The sequence below is a fragment of the Haloarcula marina genome, from assembly GCF_024218775.1.
Taxonomy (GTDB): Archaea; Halobacteriota; Halobacteria; order Halobacteriales; family Haloarculaceae; genus Haloarcula; species Haloarcula marina.
The window spans coordinates 219,773-236,338 of sequence record NZ_CP100404.1 but is presented as its reverse complement, the minus strand read 5'-3'; the positions used below and the strand labels follow the sequence as shown (position 1 = coordinate 236,338).

Genomic DNA, 16,566 nt, shown 5'->3' with positions numbered 1-16,566 from the left:
CGCTACCGACCGGGCGGCGAATGACACCGGTCGGAAACGTTAAAATCGCAGGTTTCAGCGCTCGGTAACCGGAGCGTGACGACGGTCCAGCCGTCGGTTCGGTCGTAGCGGAGGTCACCGCCCGCCGCCTCCGCGACCCAGCGGGCGAACCAGAGGCCGAGACCCGTTCCGTGCTGGAGCGTCGTGATGTCGGCGTCCTCGAAGATGGGTGCGCGTTCGATAGCCGGAATCCCGTCGCCGTCGTCGGCCACGCGAATGAGCGTGTCCTCCTCGCCAGCGTCGACCGTGAGTCGGACCGGCGTGCCGTCGGGCGTGTGTTCGACGGCGTTCTCCACGAGGTTCTCCAGCGCGCCCACGAGATTGAACCCGCCCGAGACGGGCGCTGTCTCCGGCACCATCGTCTGAAGCGGCGTCCGGTGGCGATAGTCGTCGGCGACCGAACAGGCGAGCGCCGCCGCGTCGACGGACCGTTCGGTGACCGTATCGAGAGCGGCCTCCACCTCCCGGGCCTGTTCGCTCACGTCGTCGAGGCGTTCGGCGGCGTCGAGTATCCGCACCGCCGCGGTCTGGAGTTCCGGTCTCGTCACGTTCTGCTGGAGGTACTCGGCCATGCCGAAGACGACCGAGAGGTCGTTACCGAGGTTGTGGCGCAGGACCCGGTGGAGGACGCGGAGCCGCCGCTGGCGGCGGCGGTCGTCGGTCACGTCGGTGTAGATGGCAAAGCCGTACCGGCGGCCCGCGTCCGTCTCGTAGGGGAGGCCGCGATACAGGAACTCGCGGCGGCCGTCGACGGTCTTTCGCGCCACGATAGCGTGGTTCACCTTCCCGGCGGCGGTCCGCTGGTCGTAGTCGGTGGCCTCGCTCACGCGCCCGTCAGGAACGATGTAGTCGTTGAGCGACTCGCCGACGATTTCGCCCTCGGCGTAGCCGAACGTCTCGATGAACGCGTCGTTGACCCGGCGCACGACGGGGACTTTGTTGACCATCTCGAAGGCCACGATGGCGTCGTGGCTCTGCGCGAACAGGTGATGGAACTCGTCTGTCGGGGCGGTCCGCTGACAGAGGGTGCCGACGACCCCGCCGTCGGTCGCGGTGAATTCGACGGTAGCCGGTGCGGCCGTCTCGGGGTCGAACGAGACGCGACAGCGCCGTGTCGCCCCGGCGTCGGCGTCGGCCACGGCCGCGAGTGTGGCCTGTACCGCCTCGCCGTCACCGACCACGAGGTCGGTCAGCGACCGGCCAGCGAGCGCCTCGCGCGTCGTCCCGAGGCGCGACGCGAACGCCTCGGTCACGAACGTGACCCGTCCCGACTCGTCGACCCCGAACATCAGCGGCCCCCGACGCGGACGAACGGCGGCCGCGGGGTCGTGGAGACGCGGCGGCGACTGCCGGTCGTCCCGATGGGAGACTGGCGGAGTTCGAGGTACTGTTGGCCGTCGGTCTGCCACGTCTCGATGGTCTGGTCGGCCGCGCCCGCGTAGAACGCCGCCAGCGTCTCGGGCACCGCCGTGTCGGAGATGACGTTGAGGACCGTATCGCGGGCGTCGAAGACGCCGTCGTCGTTCTCGTAGCGGGCCTCGCGGGCCGCCTGTTCGCCGACCGTCTCCATTTCGCCCTCGATGTTCCCGACGACGAGCAGGGGCGCGTCTCGCCGGGCGACGGTCGTCTCGTTGACGGCGCCCAGCGTCGTCCGCCCGAGGTCGAAGACGTTGTACTCGTCGCTCCACGTCCCGAACATGTCGAGGACGAACAGGCGGTCTTCTGCCAGTGCCTCGGTGAGCGACAGGTCGGTGGCTTCGAAGGCGGTCGACAGCGTCGACCGGTCGAGCGTCGGCGTCGCCGTCAGCGAGACGGCCCGACCCGCGGCGACGGTGGTCGCCGTCAACTGGGCGAGCAAGCCGTCGACCGACGCGCCCTCGCCGTACCGGATGACCGCCTGTCCGCCGACGACGAATCCGCCGCCACAGAGGTCGTTCAGCCCCGGCACACCGAGTTCGAGGGTCGGCGCGTCGGCCAGTTTCGCGCGGCGGTCGGCGTCGGCCGTCGAGAGCACGTCGTCGATTTCGCCGAGCATCGCCGTCTGTTCGTCCCGAGCGTGTCGAATCGAGGCGAGGTCGTCCTCGATGGCGTGCGCCCGCTCTGCGACCGTCTCACACCGGTGGGCGACGGCCTCGCTGGTACTGGCCTGTTCGTCGGTGGCCGTCGACACGGAGGCGATGCCGTCGGCCGTCTCTTGGACCGTGTCGGCCACGGCGTCGAGACTCGCCATGGCGTCGGCGACTTGGTCGGCCCCGGCGTCGATTTCCTCCGTCGCGTGTTCGAGTTCCCCGACGGTGTCGTCGGTGGCCTGCCGGACCGCGCCGAGAGCGTCGTCGATGTCGTCGGCCTGTTCTTGGGACTCCTCGGCGAGTTGCTTTATCTCGTCGGCGACGACGGCGAACCCACCGGCGTCGGTGTCGGCCCGCGCGGCCTCGATAGAGGCGTTCAGTGCCAGCATGTTCGTCTGGTCGGCGATGCGGTCGATACCCGCAAGCGCGTCGGCGATGCGGTCGATGCGGTCCCGCAGGGCGTCGACTTCCGCGGCGACTTCCTGGCTGACCGCGCGCACGTCGTCCATCGTCTCCAGCGCGTCCTGTGCGGCCGCGCGCCCGTCGCTCGCCTGTTCGGCCGCGCGGTCGCTCTGTTCACTGACCTCCGTAGCCGTCGCCGCTATCTCCTCGATGGTGGCCGAGAGGGCCGACACCTCGTCGACGACCCACGCGGCGTCGGCGGCCTGTTCGCTGGCCCGGTCGTCGATGGCGGCGAGTTCGCCGTCGACGGTTTCGGCGGCCGTCTGGACCACGTCGAGTGCGCCCTGTGCGTTGGCGACGGTTCGGTCGCCGCCCGCTGGCTCCGACTGTTGTCGTTGTTCTCGGTTCATGATTGTGTATTTTTATCGCTGTTTACTAACACAATGACGTATAAATATCCCAGAATAACCAACAGAATCGTCCGTATACGACTCATTTTCTATTTTATACAAAAATACAGGGTGTGTTAATACTGACGCCGTTGGCAACAACCGCCACCCGGGGCGCGCGCAAGCCGAAACGGCCCGAATCGGCCGTTCGGGCCGAAATTCCGGTTGACGTTCGTCCAAAATCCTAACGCACACATACATGCTTTCTGGACGGAGAACAACCTTATATCCATAATATCATACCCTAATTTGGACGTTCGTCTGCCTTACTCCCCCCAATATGAGATTTCATAAAGCAAATCCTTATGTACTGGTGTTGCCAGAGATTTCTCCGTGAACGGGTTGACGAACTTGGCACTCGCGCCGATAAAGTTGGACGTTCAACCGCGATAGAAACTCAACACAACACAAATCATGGTATTAGCACCACTCCAAGTTAGCGCGGACGCGCTCAACTACACCTGGGTACTGGTCGTATCGTTCCTCATCTTCTTCATGCACGCTGGCTTCGCGATGCTCGAAGCGGGGCAGGTGCGCTCGAAGAACGTCGCGAACCAACTGACGAAGAACCTCCTGACGTGGTCCGTCGGGGTGACCGTGTTCTTCCTCATCGGGGCGGGCGTCTCCTCGCTCGTCGGGGGTGGCGGCTTCTCGGCCGCCTTCATGACGAGCGGTACGGGCTGGATCGACTGGCTCTACGGGGCCGTCTTCGCGATGACCGCCGCGACCATCGTCTCCGGGGCGGTGGCCGGTCGCGCGAAACTCCGTGCGTACGTCATCTACACGTTCCTGCTGGCGGCCGTCATCTACCCGGTCGTCACCGGTATCACGTGGGCTGGCGCGTACATCAGCTTCGGCGGCGCCGGGTTCACTGACTTCGCTGGCGGCATGATCGTCCACGGCATGGGCGGCATCGCCGGTCTCACGGCTGCCTACGTCCTCGGCCCGCGCATGGGTCGGTACAACGAGGACGGCAGCGTCAACGTCATCCCCGGTCACTCGCTGACCTTCGCCGTGCTGGGGACGCTCATCCTCGCATTCGGCTGGTACGGCTTCAACGTCGGTACCTCCGCCATCATCGGCGAGGGCTTCCTCGGTGACCAACTCGGGCGCGTCGCCATGACGACGACCATCGCGATGGCCTGCGGTGCCATGGGCGCCGGTCTCGTCGCGTGGATGCGCACTGGCAAAGTCGACACGCTGTACGTCGCCAACGGCCTGCTCGCTGGCCTCGTCGGCATCACCGCCATCCCGCACACCACCTCGTGGTGGGGCGCGTTCGTGGTCGGCGGCCTCGCTGGCATCCAGCTCCCGCTCGTCTTCGGCTTCGTCGAGAAGACGCTGAAAATCGACGACGTCTGTGCGGTCTTCCCGGTTCACGGGAGCGCGGGCGTGCTGGGTACGCTCCTGTACCCCTTCGTCGCCGCACCCGGCGTCGTCGACTCCGTCGTTAACGCCTTCGTCGCACAGGTCATCGGTGTGGTCGCAATCGGCGCGTGGACCGTCATCGCGACCGCCGCGGTCTGGGGCGTGCTGAAAGCGATGGGACAGGCTCGGGTCACCCCCGAACACGAACAGGAAGGGCTGGACGTCAGCGAACACGGCGTCGAGACCTACCCCGAGTTCGGCGACAGCGTTGTCGCCGACGGTGGTATGACGAGCGAAAACATCCGTACTGACGGAGGTTCCAAAGATGACTGAAGACACTGACATCAAGATGGTCGTGGCAATGGTTCGCCCAGATAAACTCGGAGACGTGAAGCAGGCGCTGGCGGAAGTCGGCGCGCCCTCGCTGACAGTCACCAACGTCTCGGGCCGTGGCTCACAGCCCGCGAAGAAGGGCCAGTGGCGCGGTGAAGAGTACGTCGTCGACCTCCACCAGAAGGTCAAAGTCGAGACAGTCGTCGCGGACATCCCCGCCGACGACGTGGTCGAAGCCATCGCGGAAGGCGCCCACACCGGCGAGAAGGGCGACGGCAAGATATTCGTCCTGCCGGTCGATGACGCCTACCAGGTCCGCACCGGCAAGCGAGGACCAGAGGCCGTCTGAGCGGCCCGCCGATGGTCGACGAGATAGACAAGCAGGTCGTGAACGCGTTGCTCCGGGATGGCCGGGCGAGCGCCCGTGATATCGCCGCCGAAACCGGCGTCGCCGCGACGACGGTGTCCCGGCGGATGGACCAACTGGCCGAGGCCGGAATCATCCAGGAGTACACGCCCCGCATCGACTACGCGGAGTTGGGATACGACGTCACCGCCGTCTTCCAACTCTCGGTCGAGGGAGGCGGCCTCGTGGACGTGACCGAGCGTCTCAGCGACCAGCAGAACATGGTCGCCGTCTACGAGGTGACGGGGAGCCACGACATCATCGCCGTCGGAAAGTTCCGCGATACGAACGAGATGAACGCGCGTATCAAGGACATCCTGACCGACCCCGACGTTCGGACGGCGTCGACCTCCATCGTGTTGAACACCGTCCGGGAACACGAACAGTTCCCGGTCGGCGACGCGGAGGAGTAAGACGCCCCCGGAAGCCGGGGTATCATTTTCGCGCTACAGTTCACCGAGTAGTCGAACTGCCGTTTAGCGACGGCGTCGGCCGTCGCGGGCGTCGTCGGTACCATCGCGTGGGACCAGAGCATCGACACGCCGCTGTCGAACAGCCTCGTCGCGAGCTATCGCGCCCAGTACGGCGCGCTCCCCTCCGACCAAGCCCAACTGGCCTACGGGCAGACCCTCCAGTACGCCGCCGCCGTCGCGCGTGCGGGAACGTTCTACCCCCCGGACGTTCTCAAGCAGTTAGAGGGAGCGACCTACACGATGGGGGTGGGCAGCGAGACCATGCGCGAGAGCGACCATCAGTCCATCCGCCCGGTTCCCGTCGTCGAGGGGCTTCCGGCCGCCGAACAGACCGAGTCCCGGCGCTACGACTTCGTCGACATCACCCGCGACGTGGCCGACGACTGCACGGAGTACCCCGCGAACAACTGCTACGACCTCGGCCCGTACGTCCCCGAAAGCGAGGGCGAGTGAGCCGCGTTCGGGGCGGAGGGGGCCTGAAACGACTGCGGTGTGCGGTGGCGTTAAGCCCCTCGCACCGTTCGAACGGGTATGGGCCTGCAAGTCGACGTGCGGAAACTCGACCTCTTCAACCAGATGGCCAAAGAGGGGTCGGGGACCGTCGCGGACCACCTCGGGCAGTTGACCGGATTAGACGCCCGCGTCCACACCTCGCAAATCAACTTTCTCGACATCGACGACGTGAAGACACACATCGGCACCGACCGACAGGTCGGCATCTACGTCGAACTGACCGAACCGCCGTACGGCTACGTCCTGTTCATGCTCGACCCCGCCGACAGCAAACGGCTGGCGGGGGCGATGCTGGGCGGGATGGGCGACGGCGGTGACGGCGCGGGCTTTTCGGACATGGAGCGGTCGGCCATGCAGGAAATCGGGAACATCATGACCAGCGGGTTCATCGACGGGTGGGCGAACGTCCTCGATACGACCATCGACATGGGCACGCCGAACTTCGTCCTCGGCCCCGCGAGCGGCATCGTCGACAAGATGGGCGGGTGGCCCGACTCGGAACTCGTCTTCGTCATCGACTCGAAAATCGTCGTCGAGGACGACGACCTCGGAATGACCGTCTACACGTTCCCGGAACTGGAATCGCTGGTCGAACTCATCCAGCACATCGACCTCGAGACGGACGTGGCCGCGGACACGGAAGCGGGCGACGTGGTGTGAGCGCCGCCGCTGGGCGCGAAGAATCCGGAGAATGAGCCGACAGCACGGGTTGACACGAGCGTGTGCCGTCGGAGTGCCGACAGTTCGGCGTCGGCGGCCGCGTCAGCGGGCGAGGCCCGCGTTAGTCGATGAGTTCCGGTGCGACGTCGTAGGCCACCTCCTGCGGTCGGTCGGCCACCGATTCGGGCCGCGAGTCGGTCGGCGTCCGGGGTTCGTTCGTTTCGGGCATGGTCAGTCGTCCGCCGAGAGCGGTTCGCCGCTGGCGTCGGTCGGCGCGGGGCTCTCCCCGTCGTCGAAGGGGTACCACGACTGCTTGCCGTCGGTGAGACACGGGTCTTCGTACCCGACGACCTCCTCGGGTTCGGCCAGTTCCACGATGGTCTCGTGACCGGTGGCGTCGACCCACTCGCCGAAGGTCTGTCCCTCCTCGCGGAGGGCGGCGTAGGCCTCGACCATGTTGGCGATCATCCCCGGCACTTCGTCGGCGGGCACGCGCTGCCGGACCCATTCGATGAACGAGGGGTCTTCGCCCATGCCGCCGCCGACGCCCACGTCCATCGCCTCGACCATCTCGCCGTCTTTGCGGGCGCGCATGCCCTGTAAGCCGATGTCGGCGGTCATCGCCTGCCCGCAGTCGGCCGTACAGCCCGAAAAGTGCATCTTGATGCGGTCCACGTCGTCGGGCACGTCGACGTTGTCGCCCAGCCATCGGAGCAGTCGGGCCATCCGCGCTTTCGTCTCGGTGAGCGCGAGCGAACAGAACTCCGTCCCGGTGCAGGCCATCGCGCCCTGTACGAACGGGTTCGGGTCCGGCGAGAGTTTCGTCAGTAGCGGTTCCGCGAGCAGGTCGTCGAGTTTCTCGTCCGGAACGTCCATGATGAGCGGATTCTGTCGGCGCGTGAGTCGCACCTCGCCGGAGCCGTACTCGTCGGCGAGGTCCGCAAGTTCGATCGCTTCCTCGGCGACGATTCGCCCCACCGGAACCGACAGGCCGACGTAGTTCTGCCCGTCGCGTTGGTCGTAGACGCCGACGTGGTCGTGCGCGCCGCGGTCGGCGGGCTTACCCGCGTTGTAGGTGTACTCCCCGCGGAAGTCCGTCCCGGCGGTCTCGAACTCGAAATCCAGCCGTTCGTCCAGTTCCTCGCGGATGGCGTCGGTTCCGAGGTCGTCGACGAAGAAGCGCGCGCGGTTCTTCGAGCGGTTCTGCCGGTTCCCTTCCTCGTGGTAGAACTCGACGAACGCGCGGACCGTCTCGACGGCGTGTTCCGGCCGGACGAACAGGTCCAGCGGACGCGCCTCGCGCGGTTGGCGGCCACCGAGGCCGCCGCCGACGCGGACGTTGAACCCCTCGACATCCGTCCCGTCGATGAACTTGTGAGCGGGTTCGAGACCGATGTCGTTGATGGCGTCCTGCGCGCACCCCTGTCGGCACCCCGAGACCGAGATATTGAACTTCCGGGGCATGTTCGAGAGGTCGTTATCGCCGCGGATGGTCTCCTGAATCTCGTCCAGAATGGGACGGGACTCGACGTACTCCTCGGCCTTGCCCGCGACCGGACAGCCCGAGATGTTCCGCATCGTGTCGCCGCCCGCAGAGCGCGAGGAGACGCCGACGGCCTCCAGTTTCTCCCAGATTTCCGGGATATCTTCCAGTTTCAGCCAGTGGAGTTGGATGGACTGGCGGGTCGTGAAGTCGACCCAGCCGTTGCCGAACTCGGGATTCTCCGCCGGTCCTTTCGCGTAGTCGCGGGCCACCTCGCCGATGGCTCGGAGCTGTTCGGGTTCCAGAATCCCCCCGCAGTTGGTCAGGCGCATCATGAAATACGACTCCTGCCCGCCGCGGTGGTGGAACACGCCCCAGAACTTGAACCGCGAGAACCACGCGTCACGCTCGTCTTCGGGGATAGACTCCCAGCCCTCTTCGGCGAACTCCTCCAGTTTCTCTCGCACCTCGTCGCCGTACAGTTCCGCTTTGACGTCCTCTTTCTTGTGTGCCATAATCAGTTCCCTCGGCGTACGAAAGTTCGTTTAGTTTTCTCTTTCATATGTCGTCGAACGTCCGGTAATTCACGTATTTGCGTTGTATTTGGGACTCTAAAACCCTGACCCTTGACAAAATAGCCATAATGGCTGTTCGGGCGGACAGCTGTCAAGAACGGTCTCGCGGGCGAGGTCTGAACCGGGCGAGTTTGACGAACGTCATATTCACCCCGTTCGGGCGAACGAGCGTCCAGAACCGGCGGCGGCGCTGACCGAGCCACCGATATACGTCGAGAATAGAAAGAAGAGAGGGTGTATCGGCCGTTCAGGTCGAGCGCTCGCTCGCGGCCTGCAGCGCAGCGTGCGTGTCGAGGTCCTCGAACGCGCGCGCCGGAGCGGGGTCCGAGACGGTGACCGGCGAGAGCCGCTCGACGAAATCCGTCACGGCTCGCGAACCGAGGCCGAGCGTCGTGTCGCAGGCCTGAATGGCCGCTTCCGTATCGTAGACGGCCGAGAGCGGGCGTTCGCGGCCGCCGACGAACGGTACCGCGCCGTCGTCCTCGGCGGCCTCGAACAGTCGGTCGGCGAGCGTCGCCGAGACGAACGGCGTGTCACACGGCGTGACGAACGTCCACCGGCCGCGGGCGACCCGACAGCCGGTTCGGATACCGGCCACCGGCCCGCCGTCGGGGACGGGGTCGAACGCGAACCGTGCGTCGAGGCCCGACAGGGCCTCGGCGATGTCCGCCCGCTGGTCGTCGCGGCAGTTGACGACCACCTCGTCGACGGCGTCGGCGATGCCGCCGACGACGTGTCGAATCATCGGTTCGTCGTCGAGGGTCGCCGTCGCCTTATCTGGTTCGCCGAAGCGGGTCGAGTATCCGCCCGCGAGAACGACCGCCGAGCGCATCAGTCGTCCCCGGACGAGGCCGCGGGCGCTTCGCGGCTGTCGCCGATGAAGCCCTCCGTGTTGGCGACGCTCGCGATGCCCGGCTGGAACACCCACGCCGCCAGCAGGACGATGGGGACCATCGACGCGGCGACGATGGAGTACCCGATGTGGAGGCTGGACAGCCACGGCGCGGAGTAGATGAGCGGGTAGACGATGCCGCCGACGGTGCCGATACCGCCGACGACGCCCGCCACGGCCCCGGAGCTGTTGGGGAACATCGCCGGGACCTGCGCGAAGATTGCCCCCTCGGCGAAGGCACACGCCGTGCCGACGAGGAAGCCGACGATGACGGCGTTCATCACGACGCCCGAGAGTCCGGCGAGCGTCATGCACAGCATCATCACGACGATGAAACACAGCGAGACGAACGTCCACTGTTCGCGGTAGCGGCCGTGGAACACGGGCAGGATGTTCTTCTCCTTGCGGGCCAGCACGTCACTCATGTAGCCGCCGATGGGGCGGAGCAGACCGGCCGCGACGGAGAACGTCGCCGCGAACGTGCTCGCGATGACGAGGTTGTCCTGATTGAACGCTTCGCGGTAGTAGGTGGCGAGCCACCCGTTCATGGACAGTTCGAGGCCGAACGACATGATGTAGGCGAGCGCGAGGACGACGGTCCCGTAGCGGGTGGCCGTGTATATCCAGTCCTTGAAGCTCGCGTTGTCTGCGGTGGCCTGTCGCTTCTCCTCGCTCTTTGCGGCCTCACCCAGCGTGTAGTACGCGATGGCGAGGAAGATGGAGACGACGCCGGTGTAGAAGAAGGCCGCGCGCCAGTTCGTCGAGAACAGCGGGCCGTTCCATCCGGTGCCGAACACGCGGGGGAGGATAAGCGCGCCGCCCGCCGCCCCGGCGTTGCCGACACCGGCGTAGATGCCCTCGGCGAGGCCGAGGTTCTCCTCTTCCCACCACTCGGCGACGTGCTGGATGCCGATGACGAACGTGATGCCCGCCGTCGCGACGATGAGGCGGGTCACGAAGAACAGCGAGTAGTCCTGAACGAACGCGCTGGCCATCGAGAACACCCCGACGTACCCGAGGACGATGGCGAAGATGGTCGGCGCGCCGAACTTATCGGAGAGCCACCCGGTCAGCATCCGGCCGAACGGGGCCATCCAGATGGCCGAACTCGCGAGGATACCGATTTCCGCCGTCGACAGGCCGAACTCCTCCGACATGGGTCCGGTGAACGGTGCGAACGAGAACCAGATGAGGAAAGAGAAGTTGAACCCGATAGTCGCGAGCAGCAGGGTCCGGTACTTCGTCATCTTGATCAGTCCCATCGGCACACCTCCGAGGTGGTCAGACGGCCACGGCCGACCACATCTGATTGTACTTCATGAACTTTACTTCGCTTCAACACTACGTTCGAACACATTGATTCGGAATATCGTAACGAACACGAGATAATAACCCTACCCGTTTACAAAATCGTAACTTTCGAAGCCAATACGCACATCCGAACAATAGCCCCGATTCCGCCGCCACCCCAGGAGCGTTTTTTCGCAACATCAACAAAGAAGCCGAACTAGCTGTGCAATCGTCAACCGGTCGGTGCGGCGGGGGGAGCGTGACACCCCCGAATATACTGGGTACAGTGCCTTAAATACCCATTTTCGGGCATATTCCGACCGCATTCGACGTTGTACTCTCTCCTTGCGGTACTGATATTTTCGTCCAACGAAAGCGTTATTCGCTAAGTCGTACGATAATATCGCAAACATATCGGCGAGGATGCTGCGCGTGTCTGAAACAAGACCAGACAGCGTGGGCAGAATTATGTACGAACGTCAAAATAACCGTTACGACAACCCGTTCGGCCGTCACCCGGCCGCGAGGAACCGGCTGAACAGATGACTTACTGGAAACCTACCACGTGTATGCGGTGTGCCGTCGGCTGTGGACAACACCAGCGCGGCGTCGACGAGGGGTACGGCGTCGACAAGGTTCGAGGGAACTACAACCACCCGACGTCGAAGGGCCTCGCCTGCGAACGGGGCATCAGAGAGACGGAGAACCCCCGAGGCGAATGGCTCACCGAACCGCTGGTCCGACGCGGCGACACCCTCAGACCGACCTCGTGGGCGACGGCGCTGGGTCTCGTCGCCACGGAGTTCATCCAGGCCATCGCCGACGACCCGGATTCGGTCGCCGTCCTCGGGAGCGGCCAACAGACGAACGAGGCGGCCTACGCCCTCGGCAAACTTGCCCGCGGCGGCATCGGCACGAAGCACTTCGACGCTAACACGACGCTGTGCATGGCCTCGGCGGTGCGAGCGTACTACGACGCCTTCGGCAGCGACGCGCCGCCGCCGACCTACGATGACATCCCCGAGGCGCAGACCCACGTCGTCTGGGGCGCGAACCCGGCGGCGGCCCATCCCGTGCTGTACCGCTGGATTCTGGACAGTGCCAGCGACGACGACAGTCGTCTCATCGTCGTCGACCCCGTCGAGAGCGAGACGGCCGCCGACGCCGACGAGGTGGTCCGACTCGACCCCGGAACCGACCTCGAACTCGCGCGAGCGGTGCTCGCCCACGTCGTCGCCACCGGCCGCGTCGACCGGGCGTTCGTCGAGGAGTACACCGACGGCTTCGACGAGGTAGTCGACTCGCTCCCCGACCCGAAACGCGCCGCCGACACCGCTGGCGTCGCCTTCGAGACGGTCGAGGCGCTGGCCGACGCGTTCGCGGACCCGACGCTGCTGTACTGGGGGATGGGCGTCAACCAGAGCACCAACGGCACGGACGCCGCGCGAACGCTCGTCAACCTCTGTCTCGCGACGGGTAACCTGCGGCCGGGGAGCGGCCCGTTCTCGCTGACCGGACAGGCCAACTCGATGGGTGCCCGCGTCGTCTCCTCGAAGGACACGTGGCCGGGCCACCGCCCGTTCACGGAGAAGGAACACCGAGAGACCGTCGCCGAGATGTGGGACGTGCCGCTCAGTCGCCTCCCCGACTCCTCGGGACCCGGCCCGGTCGGTATCGTCGACCAGATGAACCGTGGCAACATCGACATCTGCTGGACCGTCGCCACCAACCCCGTCGCCGGGATGCCCGACGCGAGCAACGTCAAGCGCTCGCTCGACGACATCTTCCTCGTCGCCCAGGACGCCTTCCGCTCGGAGACGGTCGAACACGCCGACGTGGTCCTGCCCGCGGCGACGTGGGGCGAAACCGACGGCACGACGATGAACATGGAGCGGACCGTCTCCCGAGTGACCGCCGTGAGCGACACCGTCGACGCCGTCCGACAGGACATCGACATCATCGCCGCCGTCGGCAACCGCATCGACGACTCGCTGTTTCCGGAACCGACGCTCGAACCCGAACCCGTGTTCGAGGAAATCCGCGCGCTCACCGAGGGAACCCCGGCGGACTGCTCGGGCATCACCTACGACCGCCTCGACTCGGAACTGGCCGTCCGGTGGCCCGCCCCCGACGAGTCGACCCAGGGCGGCTACCGGTACTACGATGCCGACGACGAGTCGGAGTCCTGGTCGTTCCCCACCGAGTCGGGCAGGGCACAGTTCACCCCCGCGACGTTCGACGGCGTGCCGGAACCGACCGACGCCGCCTACCCCCTCATGCTGACGACCGGCCGCCGCGCCGAAGCCTACAACACCGGGGTCCGGTCTCGCGAGGAGAACGACGGCGTCCCGACGGCCCGCATCCACCCCGAAACTGCCGGGCAGTACATCGACCTGCTGGACCGCGGTCGCACCCTCGTCGAATCCCGGCGGGCGCGGGTGACTGTCGACCTCGCGCCGGACGACAGCATCCCGAAGGACGCCGTCTGGATGGACGTACACAACCCCGCGGTCAACGAACTGACCCTGCCCGCGGTCGACCCCGAATCGCGGGAACCGAACTACAAGCAGTGCGCCGTCCGGTTGGCGTCCCCCGATACCTCGACGACCGTGACCCACAGCGGCCTGCCGCGAACGGGGACGTACGGCGACGACTGACCACCCACCCTCGTCGGGTCGGCTCGCTTCGCTCGCTGATCAGGCCTCGGAAAACGTCGTCAGAGGTGGCAGATTTCTGATGTGCATGGAGTTCGCAGGGCAGTTTCCACACTGCGGTAGAGCTTTGCGCGACCCACCGTGAACGAAACGCCGGACTCGTGATCGGCGAGTCCGGAGAAACCGCGTTCGCGTTGCTCACCCAGAGGCACAGTGTAGCAGGCGCTTCGTTCACACCAGGTAGCCGGAGCCATTCACCAAGAGGGGTGGTAAATAACCCACACATGGGTGCCAAATGTATAATTATCAACAACACATCCTAATGAGTCATGACATCGTACTATCAGTAGCAATGCCACTGTACATGGACGTTCACAGAGACGTCGACGCGAGTGTAGCGGAAGTCGTCGAAGCTCACAAGAAAGACCTCGAAGCCCAAGAGAAACACGGTGTAAAGTATCTGAACTACTGGGTCGACGATGACGCGGGTGCCGTCTTCTGCCTATTCGAAGGCCCCAGCAAAGAAGCGGGTGAGAAAGTCCACCGTGAAGCCCACGGCCTCACCGCAGACGAAATCTACGAAGTCGAACAGGGCGAATAACCCGGACCGCTGAGAAACACGTCTTTTTTCGATTTATCCGAACTCGTTTGTGAGATACGCGCGCTCAGTTCGCACGCATATCGCTCGGCTACTGCAGTGGTCGCTAGCCGAAAACGACCGCTCGCCGAGATACCGACTCAGTCGGCCGCCGCCGGTGACACTTCGATGTCGGGTGCGACGAGACACACCGCACACTGCTTGAAGTGCGGTTCCTTCGACTGGGGGTCACGCTCGGAGAGCGTGAGGCGGTTGGTCGCCGGGTGGTGAATCGGAAGCCACACCATCCCGCGGGGGACGCCCTCGTCGCGGTCGATACGGACCGTCGCGCTCCCGCGTCGAGAGGTGACGGTGAGGCGGTCCTCCGCGACGTGGTCGGCGTGGGCATCGACCGTCTCGGGGTGGATGCGGGCGACGAGGTCACCCGCCGTGCCGCCCCGGGAGCGGACGCCGGTGTTGTAGCCGTCGGCCTCCCGGGCGGTCGTGAGGGTCAGCGGATACTCCTCGTCGGTCGGTTCCGGGAGCGACCCCTGCTGGCCCGTCGAGAACTGCGCGTTTCCGGAGGCAGTGGGGAAGGACCACGACTCCTCCTCGCCTCCGTCGTAGTACCGATAGCCGCCAGCGCTCTCCTCGTCGGGCGCGGGCCACCGGACCGCGTGGGCGTCCTCCAGTCGGTCGTAGGTGATGCCCGAGCAGTCGGCCACCGTTCCCTCGGTGAGCGCCGCGAACTCCTCGAACACCGTCTCGGGGTCCGGCGACGTGCTCTCGAAGAGGCCCGGGAACAGGCGCGACCCGACGGTGGCGATGATGTCGATGTCCGGTCGGACGCCGCTGGGAACGTCGGTTGCGGCCCGGACCCGCGAGATGGTCCGCTCCATGTTCGTCGTCGTGCCCGAAGACTCCCCCCACGTCGCCGCGGGCAGGACCACGTCGGCCAGTGCCGTCGTCTCGGTGTGGAAGGCGTCCTGGGCGACGAGGAAGGCGTCCTCCAGCGACTCGCGGGCGCTGTCGGCGTCGGGCATCCCCGCGACGGGGTTGGTGGCGACGGTCCAGACGGCGTCGGGTGCCGCTTCGAGCATCCCGACGGGGCCGGGACCGGGGTCGTTTGGGAGGCGGTCGACCGGCACGTCCCACGCGTTGGCGACGGTCCGGCGGTGGTTCGGGTCCTCGAAGGCCCGCTGACCGGGCCACGACCCCTTCGAGGAGCAGATGCGAGTGCCCATCGAGTTGGCCTGCCCGGTCAGCGAGAACGGACCGCCGCCGGGCCGGAGGTTCCCCGAGGCGAGCGTCAGGTCGACCAGCGCGCGGGCCGTCTCGGTCCCCTGCACGTGTTGGTTGATGCCCATGCCCCAGTACAGCAGGGCGTGGCGGTCCATCGCGTCGGCCAGCAGGTCCACGTCGGCCATCTCGACGCCCGCGTCGGCGGCCGCCGCCGCGGCGCTGGGGAGGGTCGTCAGCAACTCGTCGAAGCCGTCGGTGTACTCCTCGACGAACTCGTCGTCGACGCGGTCCGTCTCGACCAGTCGGGCGAGGATAGCCCGCGCCAACGCGAGGTCTTTGCCCGGGTCGGGCGCGACGTGGTGGTCGCTGTTCTCGGCCGTCTCCGAGCGGATGGGGTCGACCGTCAGCAGTTCGACGCCGTCTTCGTCGGCGCCCTGTCGAATCCAGCGGAACATGACCGGGTGGGCCACGGCGGGGTTGGCCCCCCAGACGACGTGTCGCTCGGCGTCGTCGATGTCGGCGTACGTACAGGGCGGCGCGTCGCTCCCGAAGGCCTGATAGTACGCGGTGACGGCCGAGGCCATGCACAGCGTGGTGTTGGCGTCGTACAGTCGCGTCCCGAACCCGCCGCGGGCGACCTTGCCGAGGGCGTAGGCCGCCTCGTTCGTCTGCTGGCCGCTCCCGAGGATTGCGACCGAATCCGGGTCCCTGTCGTGGGCCTCCCGCAGGCCCTCCACGGCGCGGGCGAGCGCCACGTCCCACGTGGTCTGTCGCAACTCGCCCTCGTCCCGGACCATCGGCCGGGTGAGCCACTGGCCGTCGGGGTCGCGGCTCTCTCCGATACCGCGAGCGCAGGCGAGGCCCTGATTGACGGGATGGGCAGCGTCGCCGCGTACCGTGTCGATGCCGTATCCGATGTCCGCGGCCCGATGCATGTGTCCGCACCCGACGGCACACCGCATGCACGTCGTCGGGACCCAGTCGCTCACGCCGAACCACGCGCCCGCGTGGCGCACGTCCGCGGAGTGAATGGGGTCAAACAAGTACGTTCGGCTACCATATCTCTACTTTATCGAATGGATAGCCAATACAAAACCCTATCTCTTGACGAAAGTGTATCTTTCACGAATATCTGGAATCG

12 protein-coding genes and 1 pseudogene are annotated in these 16,566 nt (G+C 65.9%); 7 read left to right on the top strand and 6 right to left on the bottom strand.

From position 1 onward, the window contains the following. Nucleotides 1-2 precede the first annotated feature (2 nt). On the bottom strand, nucleotides 3-1,328 hold the full coding sequence (locus NJQ44_RS01190; RefSeq protein WP_254272856.1) for a PAS domain-containing sensor histidine kinase: 1,326 nt from the start codon (nucleotides 1,326-1,328) through the stop codon (nucleotides 3-5). Further along, nucleotides 1,328-2,920, bottom strand: a complete 1,593-nt coding sequence (locus NJQ44_RS01185) for a methyl-accepting chemotaxis protein (RefSeq protein WP_254272855.1) — start codon at nucleotides 2,918-2,920, stop codon at nucleotides 1,328-1,330. The genes NJQ44_RS01190 and NJQ44_RS01185 overlap by 1 nt, the downstream gene beginning before the upstream one ends. A 453-nt stretch (nucleotides 2,921-3,373) precedes the next feature. On the opposite strand from NJQ44_RS01185, the gene NJQ44_RS01180 reads away from it, so the two are divergent. The 5 genes and pseudogenes from NJQ44_RS01180 to NJQ44_RS01160 all read left to right on the top strand — a co-directional run bounded on the left by NJQ44_RS01180 (nucleotide 3,374) and on the right by NJQ44_RS01160 (nucleotide 6,712). Beyond that, nucleotides 3,374-4,660 (top strand): ammonium transporter, encoded by a 1,287-nt coding sequence (locus NJQ44_RS01180; protein ID WP_254272854.1) that lies wholly within the window; start codon nucleotides 3,374-3,376, stop codon nucleotides 4,658-4,660. After that, nucleotides 4,653-5,009 carry a nitrogen regulatory protein GlnK1 gene (gene glnK1, locus NJQ44_RS01175; protein WP_254272853.1) on the top strand — a complete coding sequence of 119 codons (357 nt, stop codon included), beginning with the start codon at nucleotides 4,653-4,655 and terminating at the stop codon, nucleotides 5,007-5,009. Before NJQ44_RS01180 ends, glnK1 begins: the two co-directional genes overlap by 8 nt. An 11-nt stretch (nucleotides 5,010-5,020) precedes the next feature. Continuing rightward, a complete protein-coding gene (lrp, locus tag NJQ44_RS01170; RefSeq protein WP_254272852.1) occupies nucleotides 5,021-5,479 on the top strand; it encodes an HTH-type transcriptional regulator Lrp in 459 nt (152 codons plus the stop codon). A gap of 84 nt (nucleotides 5,480-5,563) precedes the next feature. Beyond that, a pseudogene (locus NJQ44_RS01165) lies at nucleotides 5,564-5,992 on the top strand (ABC transporter substrate-binding protein); the annotation flags it as partial. Between the two features lie 78 nt (nucleotides 5,993-6,070). After that, complete coding sequence (locus NJQ44_RS01160) at nucleotides 6,071-6,712, top strand: chemotaxis protein CheC (RefSeq protein WP_254272851.1); 642 nt, start codon at nucleotides 6,071-6,073, stop codon at nucleotides 6,710-6,712. A 231-nt stretch (nucleotides 6,713-6,943) separates the two neighbouring features. Here NJQ44_RS01160 and NJQ44_RS01155 read toward each other — a convergent pair whose 3' ends face one another. The 3 genes from NJQ44_RS01155 to NJQ44_RS01145 form a co-directional block, all read right to left on the bottom strand. Continuing rightward, nucleotides 6,944-8,710, bottom strand: a complete 1,767-nt coding sequence (locus NJQ44_RS01155; RefSeq protein ID WP_254272850.1) for a nitrite/sulfite reductase — start codon at nucleotides 8,708-8,710, stop codon at nucleotides 6,944-6,946. A gap of 307 nt (nucleotides 8,711-9,017) precedes the next feature. Beyond that, a complete protein-coding gene (mobA, locus tag NJQ44_RS01150) occupies nucleotides 9,018-9,602 on the bottom strand; it encodes a molybdenum cofactor guanylyltransferase (RefSeq protein ID WP_254272849.1) in 585 nt (194 codons plus the stop codon). Next, nucleotides 9,602-10,924, bottom strand: a complete 1,323-nt coding sequence (locus NJQ44_RS01145) for an MFS transporter (protein ID WP_254272848.1) — start codon at nucleotides 10,922-10,924, stop codon at nucleotides 9,602-9,604. The genes mobA and NJQ44_RS01145 overlap by 1 nt, the downstream gene beginning before the upstream one ends. A 570-nt stretch (nucleotides 10,925-11,494) precedes the next feature. On the opposite strand from NJQ44_RS01145, the gene nasA (NJQ44_RS01140) reads away from it, so the two are divergent. Beyond that, nucleotides 11,495-13,609, top strand: coding sequence for an assimilatory nitrate reductase NasA (gene nasA / locus NJQ44_RS01140; protein ID WP_254272847.1), 2,115 nt, complete (start codon nucleotides 11,495-11,497; stop codon nucleotides 13,607-13,609). Nucleotides 13,610-13,958: 349 nt separating this feature from the next. Continuing rightward, complete coding sequence (locus tag NJQ44_RS01135) at nucleotides 13,959-14,207, top strand: DUF4242 domain-containing protein (RefSeq protein ID WP_254272846.1); 249 nt, start codon at nucleotides 13,959-13,961, stop codon at nucleotides 14,205-14,207. A 137-nt stretch (nucleotides 14,208-14,344) separates the two neighbouring features. On the opposite strand, the gene nasA (NJQ44_RS01130) is transcribed toward NJQ44_RS01135, so the two are convergent. Further along, on the bottom strand, nucleotides 14,345-16,414 hold the full coding sequence (nasA, locus tag NJQ44_RS01130) for an assimilatory nitrate reductase NasA (protein ID WP_256557220.1): 2,070 nt from the start codon (nucleotides 16,412-16,414) through the stop codon (nucleotides 14,345-14,347). Between the last annotated feature and the right edge of the window lie 152 nt (nucleotides 16,415-16,566).

Bases quoted from the DNA above. Each gene is read 5' to 3' on its own strand.
- glnK1 (WP_254272853.1), top strand. From the start codon at position 4,653: ATGACTGAAGACACTGACATCAAGATGGTCGTGGCAATGGTTCGCCCA.
- NJQ44_RS01185 (WP_254272855.1), bottom strand. From the start codon at position 2,920: ATGAACCGAGAACAACGACAACAGTCGGAGCCAGCGGGCGGCGACCGA.
- mobA (WP_254272849.1), bottom strand. From the start codon at position 9,602: ATGCGCTCGGCGGTCGTTCTCGCGGGCGGATACTCGACCCGCTTCGGC.
- NJQ44_RS01135 (WP_254272846.1), top strand. From the start codon at position 13,959: ATGCCACTGTACATGGACGTTCACAGAGACGTCGACGCGAGTGTAGCG.
- NJQ44_RS01160 (WP_254272851.1), top strand. From the start codon at position 6,071: ATGGGCCTGCAAGTCGACGTGCGGAAACTCGACCTCTTCAACCAGATG.
- NJQ44_RS01180 (WP_254272854.1), top strand. From the start codon at position 3,374: ATGGTATTAGCACCACTCCAAGTTAGCGCGGACGCGCTCAACTACACC.
- nasA (WP_254272847.1), top strand. From the start codon at position 11,495: ATGACTTACTGGAAACCTACCACGTGTATGCGGTGTGCCGTCGGCTGT.
- NJQ44_RS01145 (WP_254272848.1), bottom strand. From the start codon at position 10,924: ATGGGACTGATCAAGATGACGAAGTACCGGACCCTGCTGCTCGCGACT.
- NJQ44_RS01155 (WP_254272850.1), bottom strand. From the start codon at position 8,710: ATGGCACACAAGAAAGAGGACGTCAAAGCGGAACTGTACGGCGACGAG.
- NJQ44_RS01190 (WP_254272856.1), bottom strand. From the start codon at position 1,328: ATGTTCGGGGTCGACGAGTCGGGACGGGTCACGTTCGTGACCGAGGCG.
- lrp (WP_254272852.1), top strand. From the start codon at position 5,021: ATGGTCGACGAGATAGACAAGCAGGTCGTGAACGCGTTGCTCCGGGAT.